The organism is Bavariicoccus seileri WCC 4188 (assembly GCF_000421665.1).
Classification (GTDB): Bacteria; Bacillota; Bacilli; order Lactobacillales; family Aerococcaceae; genus Bavariicoccus; species Bavariicoccus seileri.
On sequence record NZ_ATXL01000008.1, the window covers coordinates 38,047 to 60,739 of the forward strand.

Annotated in this window: 18 protein-coding genes and 1 pseudogene; 3 read left to right on the forward strand and 16 right to left on the reverse strand. The window is 36.7% G+C overall.

Annotated elements, in window-relative coordinates:
• Positions 1-111 precede the first annotated feature (111 nt).
• The 8 genes from pepT to tig form a co-directional block, all read right to left on the reverse strand.
• Positions 112-1,341 carry a peptidase T gene (gene pepT / locus H541_RS0103035; protein ID WP_022795874.1) on the reverse strand — a complete coding sequence of 410 codons (1,230 nt, stop codon included), beginning with the start codon at positions 1,339-1,341 and terminating at the stop codon, positions 112-114.
• A 10-nt stretch (positions 1,342-1,351) separates the two neighbouring features.
• Positions 1,352-2,410, reverse strand: a complete 1,059-nt coding sequence (locus H541_RS0103040; protein WP_022795875.1) for a Nif3-like dinuclear metal center hexameric protein — start codon at positions 2,408-2,410, stop codon at positions 1,352-1,354.
• Positions 2,400-3,116: a tRNA (adenine(22)-N(1))-methyltransferase gene (locus H541_RS0103045; RefSeq protein WP_022795876.1), complete on the reverse strand. Its 717-nt coding sequence runs from the start codon at positions 3,114-3,116 to the stop codon at positions 2,400-2,402. The genes H541_RS0103040 and H541_RS0103045 overlap by 11 nt, the downstream gene beginning before the upstream one ends.
• Before the next feature lie 4 nt (positions 3,117-3,120).
• Positions 3,121-4,245, reverse strand: a complete 1,125-nt coding sequence (gene rpoD / locus H541_RS0103050; protein ID WP_240470890.1) for an RNA polymerase sigma factor RpoD — start codon at positions 4,243-4,245, stop codon at positions 3,121-3,123.
• Positions 4,246-4,266: 21 nt separating this feature from the next.
• On the reverse strand, positions 4,267-6,114 hold the full coding sequence (gene dnaG, locus H541_RS11405; protein ID WP_022795878.1) for a DNA primase: 1,848 nt from the start codon (positions 6,112-6,114) through the stop codon (positions 4,267-4,269).
• Positions 6,115-6,124: 10 nt separating this feature from the next.
• On the reverse strand, positions 6,125-6,712 hold the full coding sequence (gene yihA, locus H541_RS0103060) for a ribosome biogenesis GTP-binding protein YihA/YsxC (RefSeq protein WP_022795879.1): 588 nt from the start codon (positions 6,710-6,712) through the stop codon (positions 6,125-6,127).
• Positions 6,713-6,764: 52 nt separating this feature from the next.
• Positions 6,765-8,012 carry an ATP-dependent Clp protease ATP-binding subunit ClpX gene (gene clpX / locus H541_RS0103065; RefSeq protein ID WP_022795880.1) on the reverse strand — a complete coding sequence of 416 codons (1,248 nt, stop codon included), beginning with the start codon at positions 8,010-8,012 and terminating at the stop codon, positions 6,765-6,767.
• Between the two features lie 291 nt (positions 8,013-8,303).
• Positions 8,304-9,590 (reverse strand): trigger factor, encoded by a 1,287-nt coding sequence (gene tig, locus H541_RS0103070; RefSeq protein WP_022795881.1) that lies wholly within the window; start codon positions 9,588-9,590, stop codon positions 8,304-8,306.
• 270 nt (positions 9,591-9,860) lie between these two features.
• On the opposite strand from tig, the gene recU reads away from it, so the two are divergent.
• Together recU and H541_RS11410 are read left to right on the forward strand one after the other, a co-directional pair.
• The gene (gene recU, locus H541_RS0103075; protein ID WP_022795882.1) at positions 9,861-10,466 is read left to right on the forward strand and encodes a Holliday junction resolvase RecU; all 606 of its coding nucleotides are present in this window, start codon (positions 9,861-9,863) and stop codon (positions 10,464-10,466) included.
• Positions 10,463-13,003, forward strand: coding sequence for a PBP1A family penicillin-binding protein (locus H541_RS11410; protein ID WP_022795883.1), 2,541 nt, complete (start codon positions 10,463-10,465; stop codon positions 13,001-13,003). The genes recU and H541_RS11410 overlap by 4 nt, the downstream gene beginning before the upstream one ends.
• Positions 13,004-13,069: 66 nt before the next feature.
• Here H541_RS11410 and nth read toward each other — a convergent pair whose 3' ends face one another.
• The 8 genes from nth to H541_RS0103120 all read right to left on the reverse strand — a co-directional run bounded on the left by nth (position 13,070) and on the right by H541_RS0103120 (position 22,137).
• A complete protein-coding gene (gene nth, locus H541_RS0103085) occupies positions 13,070-13,708 on the reverse strand; it encodes an endonuclease III (protein ID WP_022795884.1) in 639 nt (212 codons plus the stop codon).
• 4 nt (positions 13,709-13,712) lie between these two features.
• Complete coding sequence (locus H541_RS0103090; RefSeq protein WP_022795885.1) at positions 13,713-14,417, reverse strand: DnaD domain protein; 705 nt, start codon at positions 14,415-14,417, stop codon at positions 13,713-13,715.
• A 50-nt stretch (positions 14,418-14,467) separates the two neighbouring features.
• A complete protein-coding gene (asnS, locus tag H541_RS0103095) occupies positions 14,468-15,766 on the reverse strand; it encodes an asparagine--tRNA ligase (RefSeq protein WP_022795886.1) in 1,299 nt (432 codons plus the stop codon).
• A gap of 24 nt (positions 15,767-15,790) precedes the next feature.
• A complete protein-coding gene (locus tag H541_RS0103100; protein ID WP_026501576.1) occupies positions 15,791-16,273 on the reverse strand; it encodes a cell wall elongation regulator TseB-like domain-containing protein in 483 nt (160 codons plus the stop codon).
• 96 nt (positions 16,274-16,369) lie between these two features.
• Positions 16,370-18,964, reverse strand: a complete 2,595-nt coding sequence (locus H541_RS12730; protein ID WP_022795888.1) for an exonuclease domain-containing protein — start codon at positions 18,962-18,964, stop codon at positions 16,370-16,372.
• Positions 18,965-19,071: 107 nt separating this feature from the next.
• A complete protein-coding gene (locus H541_RS0103110; protein WP_022795889.1) occupies positions 19,072-20,325 on the reverse strand; it encodes a CCA tRNA nucleotidyltransferase in 1,254 nt (417 codons plus the stop codon).
• Positions 20,322-20,876: a YpiB family protein gene (locus H541_RS0103115; protein WP_022795890.1), complete on the reverse strand. Its 555-nt coding sequence runs from the start codon at positions 20,874-20,876 to the stop codon at positions 20,322-20,324. The genes H541_RS0103110 and H541_RS0103115 overlap by 4 nt, the downstream gene beginning before the upstream one ends.
• On the reverse strand, positions 20,866-22,137 hold the full coding sequence (locus H541_RS0103120; protein WP_169461097.1) for a tetratricopeptide repeat protein: 1,272 nt from the start codon (positions 22,135-22,137) through the stop codon (positions 20,866-20,868). The genes H541_RS0103115 and H541_RS0103120 overlap by 11 nt, the downstream gene beginning before the upstream one ends.
• A 337-nt stretch (positions 22,138-22,474) precedes the next feature.
• Here H541_RS0103120 and H541_RS0103130 point away from each other — a divergent pair.
• Positions 22,475-22,693: pseudogene (locus H541_RS0103130) on the forward strand (ISL3 family transposase); the annotation flags it as partial.

Sequence of the window (22,693 nt, forward strand, 5' to 3'; positions counted from 1 at the left end):
TCCATTATACAAAAAAAAACCGAACCATCGTTATAGATTTAGGATCTATACAAAAGTTCGGATATTTTTCGATCACTTAGAGTGAAATCGCATGGTTCTTCAGCTAGCTATTTAGTCAGAAACTACTGCTTCTTGAGCAATCTGTATCAATAGTTTTGTTGCTTTTTCCATTGCTTCTAAAGACACAAATTCATAGCGTCCATGAAAATTCTCTCCACCAGCAAAAAGATTAGGAGTTAAAAGACCCATGAAAGAAATCTTTGAACCATCAGTGCCACCACGTATTGGTTCGATGATTGGTTCAATAGATAATTTTTCCATTGCTTTTCGAGCTATTTCTACGGGCAACATATCCTCTTTTATTTTATCTATCATATTGTAGTATTGATCAGCTAATTCCAAAGTAACACGATCTCCGAACACTGAATTAAGGTCCTCTGCTACTTTAATTAAATAGTCCTTACGATACTCGAATAATGACGCACTATGGTCTCGTACAATATAAACAAGTTTAGCTTCTTCTACAGTACCTTCTACAGATACTAGATGGTAAAAACCTTCACGATCAGACGTTTTCTCTGGTACATCTAAGGATGGCAATGCGTTTTGAAATTGACGTGCAATCTCTAAAGCGTTCACCATTTTCCCTTTTGCAGTACCGGGATGAACGTTTTTCCCTTTTATCTTGATGACGGCCGAACAAGCATTGAAACACTCATACTGTAATTCACCAACAGGTCCACCATCTACTGTATAGGCATAGTCACTTGCAAACGATTCAACATCAAAATGGTCTGCCCCTCTACCAATTTCCTCATCTGGACCAAAAGCAATTCGTATCAGGCCATGTTCAATTTCAGGATGGTCAATTAAATAACTCATAGCCGTGATTATCTCAGCAATGCCCGCCTTATCATCAGCGCCCAACAAGGTCTTACCATCAGTCGTAATTAGTGTATCTCCCACATAATTTGATAAGTTCACAAATTCTGAAGGATCTAATACGATATTGTCTTCTTCATTCAGAATGATTGTCTTCCCATCATAATTTTTATGAATCTGTGGTTTGATATTACGGCTTTCAAAATCTGCTGTATCCATATGCGAAATAAAGCCAATAGTCGGGACTTTCTTCTTTGTCGTAGGCAAAACAGTAGCAGTCACAAAGCCATTATCAGCATTATATGACACATCTGAAAAGTGTAGATTTTGCAATTCACCAACTAACTTTTTAGCAAATTCTACTTGCGACGGCGTGGATGGTATAGAGTGACTCGATTCATCTGAACGAGTATCTTCTTTAACGTAGGATAAAAAACGGTTTAAAAGTTCTTGCTTCATATGACAAACCTCACTTTCTAAATTTAAACGGATCAGTATTAATTTGTGATGGTATAAAGTTAATTTCAAGTAATTCTGTTTGTTGTTTGAACCAATCGACCAATTTTTCTGTAATAATATGTTCCATATAATGGCCAGGATCTACCGCATAAAACGGTAATTCCATGATATCATGGCTTGTATGATAATAGAGATCCCCAGTTATAAACAGATCGGCCGATTTATTGTATACATCGTTATAAAAGTTGCCGCCATCACCAGCTAAAATAGCAATTTTTTTGATGGTATTAGGTACAGTTTGACCTTCAACTAATCTGAAATCCTGCCACCCCATCTTATCAGTCATGTATGCCAAAAACTGATCAATAGCCATATCAAATGGCAACTCTCCAACTCGACCTAAGCCAAAATTCTGTGACGAAAAGTAATCTTTGGTCACATTAAACACTAGATCAGCATGGTGTTGTAACTTATGGACCCAATGGCTCATGTCTTCTAAGTAGGCTTCACTAATTGTTGTTTGTAACCATTGAATCTCCTGTTCATCAACCCAACTAGTCCATTCAAAAGCCTCTTCATTTAAGGAGCAACGAACTGGAAAGTCTAGCTCTTCCAACTCTTCGTAGACTCTTTCAACACTGGCAGGAGCAACTTTTAAGCTAATATCATAGCGATTAAGTTGCTTTGTTGGATGAAGGATTTCTACATTGGATAACTCTAATTTTTCGCAAAACCAATCATTCATCCCACCAGGTACAATATCCAAGTTCGTATGAGCAGAATAGACTGTAATATTATGTTTAATTAAATCAGCAATCATTTTATCATTTGGATTACTAAAATCTAACTGCTTAATTGGATGAAAAATCAAAGGATGATGGGAAAAAATGACATCTACTTTTTTTTCAATCGCTTCTTTAACAACTTCTGGTCGAACATCTAATGTTACTAATACTGACGCCACTGGACGATTTAAATCACCTATTTGGAGTCCAATGGGGTCCTTAGGCATCGCAAGAATCTCGGGGCAAGCAGTTTCGAAAATTGATATAAATTGTTTAATATTCATTGTTCTGAATCACTTCCTTTAACCATCTGATTCGTAATTTAAAGCTCTCACGTTGAGAAGCTGCTTTATCAGATATGGGGATTTGATCAAGTATCTTCTCATAATGCTTTAAATCATGCTTCCATTTGGCTATAACACTAGGCTCTTTTGCTTTGCCTTTTAAAACTGGGCCAATAAAACAATCAAAAGAAGAATAGTCATACATTTCTCCAGACCTTTTGGCCTTTATTATCGGATAAAAATGACTTCTCTCCTCTACAATAGTTTCATCAGTGATCACATAATTGTTAGCCATTAACCAACGCCTTACTCCTTCATCTCCAACATTAGGTTGAAGAACGAGTTGAGTAATACCTTGTAATTGGTGTTTCTTTAATCCTTCGTTTAAAATTGTGACGATCAATTCGCCACCCATACCACAAATAGTAGCACAATCGATAGGATCATTCTCCAATAGGGGGTCGAACCCGCTACCTAACCTAATGGCTATTAACTCTTCAACCCCATAGGCTTTGACACTCGTAAGTGCATTAGCTAAAGGTCCTTCTACAACATCACACGCAATGGCGAAAGAGACAAGCTCTTGTTGTATCAAGTAAATAGGCAAAAAAGCATGATCAGTACCAATATCTATGACACCTTTACAATTATCGAGAGTATCCGCAACAGCTTGTAATCTTTTCTTCAGGTGAATAGTTTCTGTCATAAGCTTACTCTAAAAAATCACGTAATTGTTTTGAACGACTAGGATGCTTTAACTTCCGTAATGCCTTAGCTTCAATTTGCCGTATGCGTTCACGTGTCACTCCGAATACTTTACCAACTTCTTCAAGAGTTCTAATTTCGCCACCACGATCTAATCCAAAACGTAAGCGCAAAACATTCTCTTCACGATCAGTTAATTGCTCCAGTACTTCATTCAATTGTTCTCTTAATAAAGCATAGGTCGTATGATCCGATGGACTAGTCACACCCTCGTCCTCGATGAAATCACCCAAGTGAGAATCATCTTCCTCTCCAATTGGAGTTTCTAATGATACAGGATCTTGAGCAATTTTTAATATATCACGAACTTTTTCAGTTGGAAGATCCATTTCAGCCCCAATTTCTTCAGGTGTAGGTTCTCTTCCTAGATCTTGTAATAATTGTCTTTGAATTCTCACGAGTTTATTGATGGTTTCAACCATATGCACAGGAATTCTGATTGTCCGTGCTTGGTCAGCAATTGCCCTTGTAATTGCTTGTCTGATCCACCAAGTTGCATAAGTAGAGAATTTGAATCCTTTCGTATGGTCAAATTTTTCAACCGCCTTCATCAAGCCCATATTTCCTTCTTGAATCAAGTCAAGAAACTGCATGCCCCTACCGACATATCTCTTGGCAATCGACACCACTAATCTCAGATTGGCTTCTGCTAATTCTTGCTTAGCTTCTGTATCCCCATCCTTGATTCTTAATGCAAGCGCTACTTCCTCATCAGCAGTTAACAAGGGTACCCGTCCAATCTCTTTCAGGTACATTCTAACGGAATCATTGATTTTGACCCCGGTAGGTGCTCCAGCATCCTCTGCTGTCGTTTTGCCTAAGTCATTTTCAGTTTCTTCAGTTTGCTTTTTATCAGTTTGTTTTAATTGAAAATTTGTTGGTCCACCGTCCTCATCAACGACAGCTACACCTGCATCTTCAAAACGTTGAATGAGTTTTTCTGTTTTATCAGCATCTAAGTGATAAGGGCTTGCTAATTCTTTGATCAGGTCATCATAATAAATTTGCCCAAGTAATTTTTTTTCCGCAATTATTTGTTTTGTGCGTTTTTCATAAGTTACTTGCGGCATTTGCTTTTCTTTTTGAGCCATTTAAAAGTCTCCTTTTTGCTTTTGATTCATTAAGGTCATAATTTTTAGAGCAATTTGCTTACTTTTGTCTTTATCCCCACTCCTAGAGGCCTCATTTAATTCTTTTTTGAGTTTTTCAATTTGCTGAGCAACCGTAACCGAATCAACCACGGTTCGAATTAAGTCATCAAACTCTTCTCGTGTAAAAGCAAGATCAAAATCAACTAATGAAATCTCTGTTAACAATCCTCTTTCAGTTTCACTATTAAGCTTTGACAGGACAGACTTCACATCAAATGGTGCTTGTTTGTCCTGGTGAAATTCTACTAATGCCCAAAATAAATTTTGATAGTTATCAGATGGAAACGGAATGGGATCATCAGGTAAGTAAGACCATGCAATCTCTTTTGTCATTAAACGGTAGAGAATCTGTCTCTCAGCACGTTCAACTTTGCCAATCTGATCTCTTTTCATTGGCTCGATACGAACGTTTTGATATATGCGCTTGTTGTGGTTGTCTCTTTTTTCTTGACTTATAAGAGCGACAAATTCCTCTTTTAGACTATCAACTGAAATATCAAATTCTTCGGATAAAACACTAAAGTATCGGTCACGTTCTATCGGATTTGCATGTTTTAGTTCGCCCAAGAGTAACGGAATCATACTCATCAAATCATGGCTATTTGTCTTTCTAAACTGGTCTTCCAAAAATCTTTTTGAGAATTCAAAAGGTGTTTCCCTATTGTGTTGGTAAAAATTCAAGAACTGTTTAGCCCCATGTTTTTTGATATAGTCATCTGGATCACAACCCTTAGGCCAAGGAATTACCGATATCTCAAAGTGGTTGGTTTGACGTAATAGATCAATGGCACGTTTAGTAGCTTTCATACCCGGAGTGTCACCATCATACCCTAGAACAATACGATGTGTTAGGGATCTTAAACGATTAATCTGTGATTCAGTTAAACTCGTTCCTAATGAAGCAACAACTTGCTTGATACCAGCATCGTAAACACTGATAACATCCATATATCCTTCTAACAAAAACACTTCATTGACTTTGCGTATTTCTCTTTTAGCCAAATCGAGATTAAATAGAAAGTGCCCTTTGTTGAACAATTTAGTTTGTGGGGAATTTATATACTTTGCCTGATCGAACTGTGAATCTTCTTCTTCATCAGTTAAGGCAGGTATGATACGACCAGAGAATGCAATAATTTCTCCTTGTTCATCTCTTAATGGAATCATCAATCTGTTTTGAAAACGTCCAATTAATTCTTTCTGATTATCAGGATCTTGAAATAATCCAGATTGAATTAGTTCTTCAGTATCAAAATTATTTTGAGACATAATCTGTCCAACCAGTGTCCGATCAGCAGGAGCAAACCCAATTTGAAACTCATCGACAGCTTTAGAAGATAACTTTCGTTGGTTCAGATAGTCCCTAGCAACTTCTCCTATTGGTGTATATTTTAGTGTGTGTTGATAAAACTGACCAGCTTTTGCAAGTGCAGCAGTTCCTACTTTTCTACGATCAGATTTGGAAGAATCATAACCGTCTTTTTGTAATTCATTTGATAACTCTAAATGTCCAAGCTCTGCCGTTTTAATAACAGCTTCAGGGAATGACAAATTGTCACGTTCCATCAAAAATCCAAACACATTTCCGCCTCTTCCACAACTAAAACAGTGATAAATCTGTTTATCTGGAGAGACTGAAAAAGAAGGTGTTTTTTCATCATGGAAAGGACAATAGCCAAAATAATTGTTACCAGTCTTTTTTAATTCTACATAATTCTCTATTATTTGAACAATGTCAGTCTGTTCTAAAACCTCATCGATTTTTTCCTGCGGTATTAGCTTAGCCATGTTACTACCTTCACTTCTTTATCGCTTCTTCAATGACTTGCCACGCCTTATCAAAGCCTTCACCTGTAGTAGCAGAAAATAAGGTATACTCCGTATTATCTCTTATTTCTAAGGCGTTGATTGCTTGCTGTAACTGTCCTTGCCTTTTTGACTTGCTCACTTTATCCACCTTAGTGAATACAACATGAAAAGGGATGTTATAATAGATTAAGAAATTTGCCATTTGAATATCATCGCTAGTCGGCAAATGTCTAAAGTCAACTAATAGAACCACAGCTTTTACCATCTTACGAGTTGTTAAGTAATCCTCGATCATTTTGCCCCATTTTTCTCTTTCGGTTTTAGATACCTTTGCATATCCGTAACCGGGTACATCAACAAAAAAGAATAACTCATTGACCAAATAAAAATTTAACGTTTGAGTTTTTCCTGGTTTGCTAGACGTTCGTGCCAAATTTTTACGTTTTAACAATCGATTGATAAAAGATGATTTACCAACATTTGACCTGCCAGCTAAAGCAATCTCTGGCAAGAAATTTTTGGGATATTGTTTAGGTGTGACAGCTGAAATAACAATCTCTGCAAAATTAACTTTCAAGACTCACACCTCCCTCATTCATTTCAATATAATACTGTATCAAATCTACCACTTAAGAAGATAATCGTTTTCCCGAACGGTTATAGATTTGGGGTTTTGCTAGCACTTCAGGTTCAACACAGTCTTTTGTGATAATAACTTTCTTGACATCATTACGACTAGGTATATCGAACATGATATCAAGCATCACTGACTCTATAATAGATCTAAGGCCTCTTGCACCTGTATTACGTTTGATGGCTAGTTTTGCAATAGCTGTAAGCGCATCTGGTTCAAAGTCCAACTCTACACCTTCAAAAGCCAGTAATTTCTTGTACTGTTTTACAAGAGCATTTTTAGGTTCTGTCAAAATTTGAACTAAATCTTCCTCACTCAATTTTTCAAGAGCAGCCATAACTGGTAAACGCCCAATAAACTCTGGAATCAATCCAAATTTCAATAGGTCTTCCGGTATTAGTTCTTGAATTAAACTATCTTTTTCATTCTTTTGAGTCGCTGATTTGCCAAAACCTATAACCTTTTCGCCTAAACGCTCCTTGATGATGGTTTCGATGCCGTCAAACGCGCCACCAACAATGAAAAGAATATTAGTTGTATCTATCTCAATCATTTCTTGTTGCGGATGTTTACGACCACCTTGTGGCGGAACACTCGCAGTTGTACCTTCTAAAATTTTCAATAACGCTTGTTGGACACCCTCGCCACTGACATCTCTAGTGATACTAACATTCTCACTTTTTCGAGCAATTTTATCAATTTCATCAATATAAATAATACCTCTTTGAGCTTCTTCCACATCAAAATTTGTCGCTTGAAGGAGCTTCAACAAAATATTTTCAACATCTTCCCCAACATATCCTGCTTCAGTTAGGCTTGTGGCATCTGCTATTGCAAATGGGACATCTAAAATATTGGCCAAAGTCTGAGCCAAGAAGGTTTTCCCAGATCCTGTTGGCCCTACTAAACAAATATTACTTTTTTGTAGTAACACTTCATCAGAATCATCATCTACATTATTAACACGTTTAAAGTGGTTATAAACTGCTACTGATAAGGTTTTCTTTGCTGCATCCTGTCCGATAATGTACTCATTTAAGATTTCTAGTATCTCTTTTGGTTTAGGAACCACAATTGGTTCAAGGTTATGGTCTTTTGCTAGCTCTTCTTCAATGATCTGTTGGCATAGTGCCACACATTCATTACAGATATAGACGTCAGGACCAGCAATTATTTTCTTGACCTGATCTTGTGATTTACCACAAAAAGAGCAGTAAACAGTCTCGTCTTTATTGTCATTCATTTTGATACAAGCACCTCTTTCTCGTTTGATGATAATAAGTCGAACATGATGTACCTCTATAAAAGTTTCATTTACAACTCTAATCACTTCACTATGACAACATAATAGAGTACATTTATCCGATTTTTTGGTTTACCAAACTTTTTAAAACTTTCGTCCTAATGGATAAAACAGGCGTGGAATGATTATTCCCCGCCTGCGACATAAACATAAAGTCATCCATTCATTCGACCTCTCAATAACATAACCGAAGTCTTTGAAAGGTAAACCACCACAATCTATTTAGTCCGATTAGACCTCTTTAACACTTTCAGTAATCAAACCTAATGCTTTTTTAAGTTTGATATCTTCAGCTAACATATCAGTACTGACAGTGTTACGAACTTGTTTTTCATCCATATCATATTCGTCAGCTAATGACTTGATTTCGCTTTCGATTTCTCCCTCAGAAACTTCAATATCCTTTTCTTTAACGATTTGTTCCAAAATTAAATTCGTTTTTGTACGAACATCAGCATCTTGAGTGAATTGTTGCTTCAAATCATCTTCAGTTGAGCCGGTGATTTGATAGTACAAGTCTGGTTCGATACCTTGACGACGCATATTATTCAAGTAATGGTCTAATTGGCGATCAACTTCCTCAGTTACCATTACTTCTGGAAGATCGATGATCTCAGCGTTATCAATTGCCTTACGGATTGCAGCATCTTGTACTTTCTCATCTGCTAATTGTTTCTTTTCATCTTCAAGCTCTTTGCGATATTTTTCTTTCAATTCACCAAGAGTAGAAACATCCTCTGACACATCTTTTGCAAATTCATCATCAAGTTCAGGCAATTCTTTTGTCTTAACTTCGTGAACTTTTACTTCAAACGTTGCTTCTTTTCCAGCCAATGCTTCGCTATGGTACTCTGATGGGAAAGTAACTTTTACTTCTACCTCATCGCCTTCTTTTGTTCCGATTAGTTGTTCCTCAAAGCCAGGAATAAACTGATTCGAGCCAAGTTCTAATGAATGATTTTTGTCTTCGCCGCCTTCAAAGGCAACTCCATCAACAAATCCTTTGTAATCGATCACGACAGTATCGCCATATTCTGCAGGTTGATCTGCTTCTTTCACAATCAACTCAGCATTTTTTTCTTGTTCTGCTTTTAAACGATCCTCTACTTCTTCATCAGTGACGGAGCGATCTTGCTTTTCAACCTCTAGACCTTCGAATTGACCTAATTTTACAACAGGCTTAACAGCTACTTTTGCTTTTATTACCCAAGGTTCATCATTATTTAAAGACTCAACCGAAATTTCAGGTTGTGCTACGGGGTCGATTCCAGCTTCTTCTACCGCTAAAGGATAAGCTACAGGTAACACATTGTTTAGTGCATCTTCATATAAAGAGGTCTCGCCAAACATCCGGTTAAAAACAGATCTTGTTACTTTGCCTTTCCGGAATCCAGGAACATTTAAATTTTTCTTAACTTTATTAAAAGCTTTATCGATAGCTACTTTCTTTTGAGGTTCAGAAATTTCAAATGTTAAAACTCCATACCCGTTTTCTGTTATTTCCCAATTTGCTGTCATAAATTTACCTCCAGAATTAATTAAAATCTCTTGTTTGCATACTAGTTTATAATACACTATTACAGGCTTTATGTAAATAAATCCGTACTTTAAGTATGGAATTTATTGCTATAATACTTGATAAGCTTATTACGATAGTCACTCCCGCCATTACTATTGGGCATGACAAAAGTTAACTTAGTGTTACAAAAGCCTGACCTTATTTCAAAAACTAACATTTAAGGGTATAATCTAGTATAATGTGACTATCAGTTTTTAAAGGGGAGAACCATGACCATAAAACATCCTAAAGGTATACAATCTAATGATAGTGTCAATGAACCTGACGGCATAAACTACGCTAGAAGAGGGATGACTTTTGAAAAGTTGATTAATGAGTCTAACCAATATTACTTAGCAAAAAATATTGCAGTTATTCATAAAAAGCCAACACCAATCCAGGTAGTAACTGTCGATTATCCAAAGCGTAGTGCGGTCAAAATAACTGAAGCATACTATAAAGAAGCCTCGACAACTGATTATAACGGTGTCTATAAAGGCTACTATATTGATTTTGAAGCCAAAGCAACTAAACTCAAAACACGTTTTCCACTAAATAACTTACAGGAACATCAAATCGATCATATGATTTCTTGTCAAAAACAAGGTGGAATCGTTTTTTTGCTGATTTATTTTTCTACCCTAAAAGAGTGCTATTTGATGCCTTTTTCAGATATAAAAGCTTTTTGGTGTGACAATGCTAGTGGTCAAAAATCAATTCCTTATACCTATATCAAAAAGAATTGTTATGCTGTACCCTTCAAGTTGAGGCCACGAGTTGATTATCTCGCTGCCGTCAATCACTTGATGATACAGCTCAAAGGAGTCGACCAATGACTAATAGGAAACAAAGACAACAAAAAAATCATGACTTTTCCTGGAAAAGTGTTCTCTGGAAAATCACAAAATATTTTGCAATAGTCGTAGGTCTCATTTTCTTAGCTGGCCTTGGATTATTCCTGTATTACGCCTCTTCTACTCCCAATATCACACACGCTGAATTGGAAGGAAATATCGAAACTCAACTTTATGACCGAGATAATAGTTTGTTTGCAGAGCTTGGTGGTGAGAATCGTGAAATCATCTCTCCTGATGAGATTCCTGACCAGATGAAAGAGGCTATCATTGCAATCGAGGATCAACGCTTCTATAAACACAATGGTATTGATCCCATCCGAATAGTAGGAGCCGCTCTCTCAAACTTTAGAAGCCGGTCAGTAGCTCAAGGGGGCTCAACTATTACCCAACAGCTCGTTAAGCTATCGGTATTTTCGACTAAAGCTTCTGATCAAACGCTAAAACGTAAATCGCAAGAAGCCATTTTAGCATTGAAAGTTGAACAAGCTTATTCAAAGGATCAAATACTCGCTCTTTACCTCAACAAAATCTACTTTGGAAATAATGTTTATGGGGTCGAAACAGCTAGTCAATACTATTTTGGTAAAACACTCAGTGATTTGACTTTAAGTCAAACAGCCACTTTGGCAGGTATGCCGCAGGCCCCAAATGATTATGATCCTATCAATCAGCCAGAACAGTCGCAAAGACGGCGAAATATTGTATTAGGTCAAATGTTAGAAATGAAAGATATTTCTAAAGAAGAATATGATCAAGCAATCGCAACTGATATTACAGACGGATTAGCAACTGAACATGATCAAACCAAGAATGATCTTGTTAACGATGCCTTTTTACAAATTGTAATAGATGAAGTCAAAGAACAAACAGGACTTGATGTCTATAAGGATGGTTTACAAGTATACACAACGTTAGATAGTGACTTGCAACAACACTTATATGATGTTGTGAACACTTCTGCTTATATCAACTACCAGTCTTCTGATTTACAAAATGCTGCTACTATATTAGATACTGAAAGTGGTGGGTTAAGAGCAGTTATAGGGGGCCGTCATCAAGATGTCTTATTAGGCTTTAACCGAGCTACTCAGCTAAACCGCTCTGTAGGTTCAACAATTAAACCATTAACCAGTTATGGACCAGCAATCGAATATCTCAACTATTCAACCGGACAAACAGTCGTTGATGAACCGTATGATTATTCTAGTGGAGATCCAATCTATAACTGGGATAGAAAATATATGGGTACTATGACGATTAGGCAAGCCTTAGCTAACTCAAGAAACATTCCAGCACTCAAAGTATTCCAAGAAGTCGGAACAGATAACATTACTGCATTTCTCAAAAAATTAGGTATAACGCTCAACAATGAGGGTGCAAATGGTTTAGTTGAATCTAACGCAATCACCGGGAATATCACCCCACTTGATTTAGCAAGCGCATACCGCAGTTTTGCTACGCTAGGTAAATATAAACCTGCTTACACGGTTGAAAAAGTTATAACGCGAGACGGTCAAGAAATTTCCTTAGATCACGAGGACACTCAAGCAATCAAACCTGAGACAGCCTACATGATAACGGATATGCTAAAAGATGTATTTACTTATGGAACGGCCTCTAGTATCAAAAATCCTAATATTATCCAAGCTGGTAAAACTGGTACAACCAACTATACTGAAGAACAAGAAAAAAGTTTGGGAATTCAAAATACCGGTAATGTCCCTGACTCTTGGTTTGTCGGTTACACTACCAATAACGTAATTAGTATTTGGACCGGCTATGACAATCCTCTTGAAGATGGTCACTCGTTAGATTATACAGAACAAGCTATTTCTAGAGATCTCTACGCTGAGATGATTTCTTATATCACTCAAAAAGGATCACCTGAAGATTGGACGATGCCTAATACAGTTGTGAGAGAAAATGCTGTTTTTGGAACTGATCCACTACAATTAGCTGGCCCTTATACACCGAGAAGTCTGACAATCAGTGAGTTATTTGTAAAAAATCAGTTACCTAATAGTACGGGATACACAGAAGAACCTGAAGACCCGTTAGCAAAACCAACTGATTTACAAACTAGCTATGACGAATCTAGCAACCTATTGACTGCAAGTTGGACAAGCAGTGGACCAAAAGACATGACCTTCAGAATTACTGTCAATGGCAATACGCAAGACGTTGGCGCTGCTACAAGTTTTGAGATTCCAAACATTACACCTGGTACAACCTACAATATTAGTGTTGTAGCTATCGCAGATGGCGAGACTACTAGTCCTGCTACTACCTCCTTTACCGCTCCTGAATCAGAGAATGAGTCTGATCAAGATGAAAATGAAAGTGATAGCGGTAATAATGATAGCGACTCTAATGACGATGACTCTAATAGTGATGATTCTAATAGTGATGATTCTAATGGGGATGATTCTAACAATTCTGACAACAATGATAATAATGACTCTAACAATGGTTCTGGAAACAATGATTCTGATAATTCAAATAATAACGGTCAATAACTGACAGACCAACTCAAAAAGTACCAGCCGATTGTAAAATACAATTCGTCTGGTACTTTTTAATTTCTAGCTATTTTTGCGGTCATACTGACACAATGGTTTCAAAGGGCATGATCCACAATATGGGCTCCGAGCCGTACAATGATATCGTCCGAAGAAAATTAAGCGGTGGTGAGCAATGCTCCACAAGGATCGTGGCAATGCCTCTTTTAGCTTATTTTCGACCTGAGAAACAGTCGCATCCTTAGGGACAAAGCCTAATCGCTTAGAGACACGCTCGACGTGTGTGTCTACAGCAATAGCTGGAATTCCAAATCCTACACTTAAAACTACATTTGCTGTTTTCTGTCCAACACCAGGTAGCTTCTTCAGTAATTTCTCATTAGATGGCACTTCACCTTGATATAGTTCAACTAAATGTATGGCACATTTTTTTAGAAATTTTGCCTTATTACGATTTAGACCGATTTTTTTAATAAAATTTTCAATGGAGGCAATAGATCCCTCTGCCATACTTTGTGCATTAGGATAGGCTTTGAACAGTGCAGGAGTTACTTTGTTGACGGCTTTATCAGTTGTTTGAGCACTCAAAATAACAGCGCACAACAACTGAAAGGTTGATGCATATTCTAATTCACACTTTGCATCCGGGTACATCTCCCCCATTACTTCAATACAATAACAAATTTCTTTGTCAGAAAGCATAACATCATTCTCCTTGATCCAACCAATTATCCAATGGAATATCAGGATAAGCGACATTAGCATTATTAGAACTTCTAGCGTTCGTTGAAGCTGATTGTGTATTATGTTGTGACAGATATCTTTCGATCTGATACCCTTCTTTTAAACCCAAACGATCCCAACTTAACAGAATTTTGTCCATATACCTTAAACTAGTCGCATTATTGAGTATCGTTTCTCTTAAGGCCTTCTGTAGCATCTCTGCACTATAATGATATTTATTCAACCAATCTTTCACTAGTTCCAATTCCATCGGACTAAGTGGGTGATTAAATTCTTGCTCAATTTGGGCAACAACCTCTTTACCACTATTGCTCCTTTGCTTTAAGGATTGAGATCGTCTGTAATTATCAACTAATTCTAAGGCTCCAGTTAAATCAAAATAATCGGATTGCTTGCCATCACTATCTTGTGTCGTTTTAATAGCAATCATTTGCTTATCAATCAATCGTTGTATTGTTTGATAAATTTCATTAGTAGAATGATTGGTATAACGAGCGAGTTGATTAGTATCCGGGAAAACAATCCCCTTCTGATTCAAACGCCACAGATGAAGATAAAGCAACATTTCATCAGAGGAGATGTTTAAAACATGATAGCAATCAAGCAACAAGTTAGGAACTGTCATTTGTCCCTTCGATAACCACTCATATGGTTCTTGTGTCACCATTATGATCTCCTCTCTCTAATATCTCATTCTCACTATAAAAAACTGATTCATTAAGGATATAGGCGGTGTAATAGACGAGGAAACGGAATTGCCTCTCTCACATGCTCAGTCCCGCTGAGCCATGTTACCATTCTTTCTAACCCTAAGCCAAAACCACTGTGAGGAACTGAACCATATTTTCTAAGATCGAGATACCAGCCATACTCCTCAACACTTAAACCTTTAGCTTTTATATTCGCTAGCAGTTGATCAAAATCTGTTTCTCTTTCAGATCCCCCAATAATTTCTCCATAACCCTCAGGTGCAATTAAGTCTGCACATAAGTATACATCATCACGATTAGGCGCTGCCTTCATGTAAAAAGGCTTGATAGCTTTAGGATAATTCATAATAAAGACAGGTTTAGAAAAATGATTTGCAATGAAAGTCTCATGAGGTGAACCAAAATCATCGCCCCATTCAATATCATCAAAGCCATTGTCCTTCAATAAGGTAATTGCATCATCGTAAGAAATTCTAGGGTATGGTAATTGGGTATACGTTTTAAGCAACTCTTGGTCGCGCTCCAAAATAGCCAATGCTGGTTGGCAGTGCTCTAAAACAGCTTCAACTAAATAGGCGATATACTCTTCTTGTACCTTTATAGATTGGTCTTGGTTAGTAAATGCCATTTCAGGTTCAATCATCCAAAATTCTATTAAATGCCGTCTCGTTTTTGATTTTTCGGCACGGAATGTTGGTCCAAATGAGAAAACTTTTCCAAAAGCCATTGCAGCTGCTTCCATATACAACTGACCAGATTGTGACAAGTAGGCATCTTGATCAAAATACTCAGTATGGAACAATTCAGAAGTTCCTTCAGGTGCACTCCCAGTTAAAATTGGTGGGTCAATTTTGATAAATCCATTATCATAAAAGAAATCATAAGTAGCTTTGATGATCTCGTTACGAATCTGTAAAACAGCGTGTTGCTTATGTGAACGTAGCCATAAATGTCTATGATCCATCAGAAAATCAATACCATGGTCTTTCGGCGTAATCGGATAATCATGACTACCACCTAAAACTTCTGCAGATTTTATGAGTAACTCCACTCCAATTGGCGAACGATCATTTTTTTGAACAGTACCTTCAACGATCAGAGCCGTTTCTTGGGGAATATTCTTTAATTCTTCAAATAGATCTTCTCCAACCTCAGATTTCAGTAAGACACCTTGAAAATAAAAGACGCCATCTCTTAATTGTAAAAATGCTATTTTACCGCTTGAGCGTCGATTGGTAACCCAAACACCAATTTTTACTAGCTCACCAACATGATCCTTTGCTTTCTTCATTGTTGTTAAATCCATGTCCAAACTCCCTTTAACCAAAAATTATATATTTGTGATTTTCTTGACCCATTCCCCAGTAGTGGCATCTAAATAGTAATAACCCATCTCATTTTGCCCTTGACGGTAGTTTACTTCCCACACCGCATCTCCATCAAGTAGTCCTAAACGAGCTTCTCTGAGTTGATCATCATCAATTTCTAAATCATAAAGCGCAATACTCTTTGCTTCTGACTCTGTAATAATATCTTTTGCAAACAGTTGCGTGATCTGGCCACCATCTTGTTGAACGATTGCATAATAAAGTTCATTGTTTTCATCTGTTGCTGCTAGCGTAAAATAGGTTTCTGAGCCATTGTACCAATAGAAATTTTCTACATTTTGAATAGTGTATTTTTCCCCAACTACCCCAATAGCCTCTTTTTCTGCTCTTTGAAGAGGTCTTTGACTCGTATAGAAAATGTAAATACAAAAGACCAATAGCAATCCCAAAATTAATGCTGCAGCATTGATTAATTTTCTTTTCATCATTTCCCTCGCTATCCATTCAACTACCCAATATCATAACGCAAAAGAGAGATTTTGGGTAGTCACAGATCAAAACCATATGTCTAAGATATACTGTTACTTTTGAAAACCATGAAATGGTTTTATGGAAAGTCTTGGATCAATATTTTTGGCTATTTCTCTTCCATAACGTTTAGTTAAAATACGATCGTCTAGTAACCAGATTTTTAACTGCACTTGATCATTCATCAAAAAACTATTTAGCATTTTATTAAGACTAGTCAACATAAGGGGCAACGAATAATCATAAAATGACGAGCGATGTCGCGCATCATAATACATTTTTGCGGCAACTTGCGATGGTGAAGTAGGAACACTAAAAGGTAATTTGCTAATAATCAACTGCTCAACAGCCACTTCCATGCGGGGATTGAGCCACATCGTATCACCCAATAAGATAAGAATTCCTTTACTCTTTTCTCCGAAAAAGTCGAATAACTCCTTTACAGGGCCACTGATGTCTTGTGCATAGACATCTTTCCGCTCATTTAGCAGACTCGAATAAAGGGAATTCAACAACTCCTTAGTTTGAACATAGATAACTGTTTTGAGATTGTTGAGAACTATAATATTTTTAATCTCACTTACTTTTTCATCACTACTTAAGGTCGAACTTTTTACTGGAACCATTAGTAAGGGAGTGGATGTTTGAGGAATTACATCTGGCTGATTGGCCATCAGTTCGGTTTCATTCTCTGTGAACCAATCTATATGATCGAACCCCTCTACTTCACTAGGAGTCGTTTCAAAAATAATTAATGATTTAGCCCCTACCTGACTCAAATATGACTTAATAAAGGGTTTTAAATTTATAGGCAAACACCGTATTGTTTTTGTCTCCTCATTCACCTGTATCACCGCATCGAGAGAATGACCCGTAATAGCTTCCAATAAGGTTAAAACTTTTAACACAGTTTGACGAAGAGGTAATACTTTATAATAAGAGAGACCTGAACCGCTATTTTGGAAGGTTTTAATAGCCTTCAAAAGATGATTCAACATGATTTTCAATTCTTTGAGACACTTATACAATTTCGATGAAAGCCAATTTTTTTGTAACATAAATGAATCTTCTGCCAAAAATTGTTGCAAGTAAATGAGTTGATTAGTACAACTCTCAAGAGTTATGGAGATGCTATAAGGCAAGTCCTGATTTAAATTTTCTTGTTGCAAATAATGGTTGAAACGATGAGCATAATAAACAATAGAAAATGGCTTGCTGAGATGAAATCTCAAAGATTCCGTAAATGATTCATAGTTTGTAATAACTAAACGTTCGAGTAAAGGCCTCAATGTATCATGAGATTTAGCTTCAAGAAGGAAGTGATTTGTGACTATAACAATATCTGCATTTAAGCTTTCGTTCAAGTGTATACTAAAACAGGATTTGTTTCTAGTGTTTGCCTTTGTACCGAAATCTTCATAGCCACATCCTACATCTGATACCAATTTTTGTTCACGCCAGAGCCTGGGACATTCCGTAAGGTCTCCAGAATTAGTTTCAGTCAGCCATACTAACATAGCCATTAATCCTAATTTTTCACGTTTACTGAGCGTATTTTGTATTGCTAATATATGATTGAGCTTTGAAAGTTCCAAATAATGACGAGGTGTTTTCAATGTAGCAATATGCTTTTCTGGTAAGGATTCACGCAAAATATGATGCAAATGCCTTTGAGATAAAGCATCTGTTGATACATAAGTAACCGATACTGTAGACTGGCTAGCCATCTGAGAAATGATTCCAAGTTTAGTATCAGTTTTATTAAACCTAACAGTTGCTCGAGTTGGTTGACTAATCATGTAACTCAGTTTGGTCGATAATGCTGAAAGCTTTTTTGGATCAGTCAAATCTTTGAAATCGTCTGGATTCCGAACAGGAATTGTTTCAGCATTAGCTTTTAAATCGGCTGGATTAAACGGCTTACCCTCGTTTTCACCATTAGTTGAAGATCGTGGCTCAACCAACTTGCTTCTTAAAGATGAATCAATATAGTAGTCTGTTTCATAATCAATTGTACCACTCCACCGTTTTTTTGGTCCGTTATCCCTACTTTTATGTATTTTCTCCACGATATCTTTTGTTTCATATACTAGAGCATCAGATAAATAAGACAGCAGTCGTAAAGTTCGAAATGGAATCTCTGTTAGTTTTTCCTGGCACTTAAGATACAATTTAGCAGTAGCTAGTGCATCTTCATTTGCAGAATGGGCCTTGGCCAAGTCGATCCCTAACTCTTCACAAATAATATTTAAGCGATATTTTCTGATAGTAGGAAAACAAATTTGAGCTAATTGAACAGTATCAATACGCTCCATATCCAACGTCAAATCTGTAAACTCTTTAAAACTGGCCGCTAGAAAAGAATAATCAAACATTACATTATGAGCCACAAAACGACAGCCAGATAACAAGGCATACACTGAATTAGCAATTTCAGAAAATGTTGGAGATGCACTAACATCCATGTTACTGATCCCCGTCAAATCAGTGATAACTTGTGGTATTGGTCTTTCAGGATTCACCAAAAAATCGTATTGACCTATAATCTCTTTGTCCTCAACTAAAACACATCCGATTTGGATGATTCGGTCCCCAGTTTGAAAACTGCTCCCGGTCGTTTCTAAATCCACTATTGCATCAATTGCCATTTTCTAGTCAAACCCCTCAAAATACTCATATAATATTCTTACGCTGAAACGACTTTAACTGTAGACGATACCATAATAGCCAAAACCTTTGGATACTACGGTAGATTCTAGTTTAATCGACCATTATTGATGCAATAGTCAATTAACTTCGATGTTTCATTAGTTACTTTCCCAGAGACAACAGCACTTAAAACAGCGTCGAGCAGTTCCCCTACTTTTGGACCAGGTGTTAAGCCTACTATTTCCATTAATTGCTTTCCATTTATAGCAAGCTCTTTTTTGGATTTAATTGGCAATTGGCTATAGTTTTTTTGTAACTTTGAAACAGATTCGCCAGACAAAAGAGAGACACCATTATCTGGCAACTCACAATTTGAATAGGTTAATTGCTTAGCAATGGATTCCGTTTCAACAATCAAACGTTCTCCCGTTTCAAACAACTCCATCGCATTTAAATCTCTTTGCGATAAACATCTGAGATTCTTCAATATGACACTGGCATCGCTAATCAATTGATTAGATAATTTCCATGCTTTCATGGTTTGAACCATTCTAGATATCTCAAAACGACAAAGGTAGCTCAAACATGCCCAATATGAGGCTTCAGACGTGAAATTAAGATTATTATCTGCAATCCATCCTAATTTATCCTCTAGTGAACCATAGTTTGGACAATAGTAGAACAAGCCACTCTTTACAAAAGCTTTGATTCCCTTTGATGAAAAAGGCGATAAAACTGTCTTATGCCATTCATTGGCTATTCGTTCGACGGAAATGGCTGCCAAATTAGACGCATGGTTAAGAATTGCTTTCCAAGTCTGTGGTTCTATTACAAAATCAAGTTGCGCCATAAACCGAATGGCACGCATTAATCTTAGTGCATCTTCTGCAAATCTTTCATCAGCCTCTCCTACAGCTCGAATGATGCTGTTATCTAGATCTTGTAAGCCGTTATAGTAGTCAAAGATAACTCCCTTACGATCAATTGCTAAGGCATTAATCGTAAAATCGCGGCGTTTTAAATCTTCAACTAATGACCTTACAAATTGAACAGAGTCTGGATGTCGACTATCCTCATATCCGTTCTCTGTTCGAAAAGTTGTGATTTCATAGGAATTTCCAGAGTACAACACCATGACTGTTCCATGCTGGATTCCTACATCTACAGTTTTCTTAAAGAGTTGCTTCACCTCATTAGGAAACGCACTTGTAGCAATATCTACATCATGGATTGGGTGATTTAAGAGGTAATCCCTAACTGCACCACCGACAAAAACAGCTTCATAACCAGCTGTTTCTAAACAGTTCAATATGGGAAGTGCTTTCTCGAAAAGTGAGGCTTTTAAATCAATCTTTCTCATTTCTGTTCCTTTATCGTTTGATATTTTTGACACAAATCTTGAAATTGACTCAGATTCTTTTCATCTAATGCTTGATCAATATCACGGCTTATGAGGGATAATGTCAACTTGCGATTAATATCTTCAAGAGCAAGTTCTATTGCCTTGGGGGAAACAGCTGACTCTAAATCCTCATCCGTTTGATCAACACCTTTTTCCGAGGGATTATCCTCAAAAACATTGAATTCTTGTAATAAACTAATACTATTGGGACATTTAATCTCCAAATAGTAGTGTGATTTCCAATCGACTCGCAAAGCTTCGAAGGCTGTTTCTGGATTATAATGGTCTTTTCCTTCATGGAAAAAATGGAAATGATCGGTCTCATTATCGTCACTGACAATAACGATTCCATTATTCAGTAAATGGACATCTATTGTAAAGTGGATTCTAGACAACAGATAGTTATGGTTCAATAGATAGTTGATAATCCAGAAACATTCCTTATCCTTTAAGTCTTGGTTAGCAATCAGCCATTCTAAAAAGCGATGTTTATCTTTATCAGAAATCACTAGAAACCTCCTCCGCCAATAGCAGCAGTTCTTCTGAGTGTAAATTATCTTCCCTTGCGTTGTTGATTACAGTTTTCAATTCATCACGAAAACCATTGTTCCTGAGAAATAAAGCATATTCCTCAATAAACGAAACATCGTCACTCATTACTGGATACAATGTTTTAAACAGTGAGTTTGCTTTCTCTATTTCATCAGTCTCTACGTAAGCTTTGGCTAGTAAAAGAGACAACTCTGATGGTAAGTCGACACCATCACTTAAAGGGCTTAACAATTGAACAACTTCTTCATAGTTTTCATCTAGAACGAGTTGATCGTTAGCAACTTGTAAAACATCGAAATCATGTGGAAAATCGATGAGTAACTTTTGAATAAGTGCTGTTGCCTTATCTTTTTGATGATTACTAAGATAATCGTTAACAAGTAATAGCCGAGCTAATTTATCATCAGGATTTTCAGCAATCATATTTTCCAAGAGAGTAATTGCTTTTTCATACTCATGCTCAGCAGAGTAGGCTTTAGCCAACAGCCAATTGATGGCATAGGTCTTTACCTCATCAGCAGTTAGATCAATGATTTTATCGTAATTTCCATCCAAGTCATATAAAGTCAATAAATCAACTTGCATTGCTTCGGTCAATTGATCAAAATCAGTTGCTTCAAGTATCGATCTCGCCTTTGTTAAGTCACCTGACTCGCTAGCAATTAGTGCCTTTAAATGGATAGCATACAAATTTAATTGAGCGTCTAAATCATTCGCATCAATTGTTGAAAGATACCTATTTGCCGCAGAAAGGTCGTGAAGCTGAAAAGCTAATTCAGCTTGGCTTAAAGCTAAAGATGATTCAAAATCAATATCTTGAGCTTGATTGAGTTTAGCTAGGGCTATCTCAAGATCACCCTCTGATTGATAAAGATCACTTGTTAGTACCAGAGCATCTCTATAATAGTCAGAATCTTCTGTATAGTCATACAATAAACTCAGTGCCTCGTCGTGAAGGTGAAGGTCAATCAAGTCTCCGGCCAACGATAGTTTGACAGAATCATCGTTCGTACGCTGAACATATGCCCTTTTCAAATCTACCACTAGCTCCAAGTAACCATACTCCTTCAAAATCCCGATGATCTCATTGAGTTCTTCCACTATGTTATCCGTCAAATGAGGAGTGTTAAGTTCAGATACTAATTCACTTATTAAAGTTGGAATTTCAGTCCACTTTTTTTCTTCTATTAATTCATTTAACCGTTCTAAATAATCCACCATATCCACTCATTTCATTAAAAACATCCTGAAACCACTAATAGACAAGAAACTTCACTTAAACAGTAATTATACAATTCATATTCTAGTTTAGCATATTTTTGGCCCATTTAAGAACTAATAGAGCAATATAAATACAGACAGACCATTTCATTCTTTTTTAAAAAGGGGTATAAAAAAAGAATGGGATATACCCATTCTCAAATAGCTAAATTAAATGGTTCTATAATATTTGGTGTTGTTACTCAAAAAGTAGCGACACCAATTTTTGATACAAAAAGACATTTGGTTGTCCTATAATTAAATCGCTAAACAAAATCATAGGAGGATCAGCCAAATGTCCCACACCAATTTTATCAAAACAAAAGATGAAAACATAGATAGCATGATTAAAAAAATCCTTAACATCAAAGATTCTAATATTTCTTTTCCCAAAAATGCCGTGTCAAAAGAAAGAGTAAAAGGCCGATTGTCTACTGTTTTTACCGGAAAATTAACTTATAAGCCATCTCATTGCGAGCATTGTGGCTGCCCTGAGGTCAATCGCCATTCGTTT

Coding starts and splice junctions, on each gene's coding strand:
- H541_RS0103040 (WP_022795875.1), bottom strand. CDS start 2,410: ATGAATATTAAACAATTTATATCAATTTTCGAAACTGCTTGCCCCGAG.
- H541_RS11410 (WP_022795883.1), top strand. CDS start 10,463: ATGACTAATAGGAAACAAAGACAACAAAAAAATCATGACTTTTCCTGG.
- rpoD (WP_240470890.1), bottom strand. CDS start 4,245: ATGCCGCAAGTAACTTATGAAAAACGCACAAAACAAATAATTGCGGAA.
- asnS (WP_022795886.1), bottom strand. CDS start 15,766: ATGGATTTAACAACAATGAAGAAAGCAAAGGATCATGTTGGTGAGCTA.
- H541_RS0103090 (WP_022795885.1), bottom strand. CDS start 14,417: ATGGTGACACAAGAACCATATGAGTGGTTATCGAAGGGACAAATGACA.
- H541_RS12730 (WP_022795888.1), bottom strand. CDS start 18,964: ATGGCAATTGATGCAATAGTGGATTTAGAAACGACCGGGAGCAGTTTT.
- tig (WP_022795881.1), bottom strand. CDS start 9,590: ATGACAGCAAATTGGGAAATAACAGAAAACGGGTATGGAGTTTTAACA.
- H541_RS0103100 (WP_026501576.1), bottom strand. CDS start 16,273: ATGAAAAGAAAATTAATCAATGCTGCAGCATTAATTTTGGGATTGCTA.
- dnaG (WP_022795878.1), bottom strand. CDS start 6,114: ATGGCTAAGCTAATACCGCAGGAAAAAATCGATGAGGTTTTAGAACAG.
- H541_RS0103110 (WP_022795889.1), bottom strand. CDS start 20,325: ATGAGAAAGATTGATTTAAAAGCCTCACTTTTCGAGAAAGCACTTCCC.
- pepT (WP_022795874.1), bottom strand. CDS start 1,341: ATGAAGCAAGAACTTTTAAACCGTTTTTTATCCTACGTTAAAGAAGAT.
- H541_RS0103045 (WP_022795876.1), bottom strand. CDS start 3,116: ATGACAGAAACTATTCACCTGAAGAAAAGATTACAAGCTGTTGCGGAT.
- nth (WP_022795884.1), bottom strand. CDS start 13,708: ATGCTTTCTGACAAAGAAATTTGTTATTGTATTGAAGTAATGGGGGAG.
- recU (WP_022795882.1), top strand. CDS start 9,861: ATGACCATAAAACATCCTAAAGGTATACAATCTAATGATAGTGTCAAT.
- clpX (WP_022795880.1), bottom strand. CDS start 8,012: ATGAATGACAATAAAGACGAGACTGTTTACTGCTCTTTTTGTGGTAAA.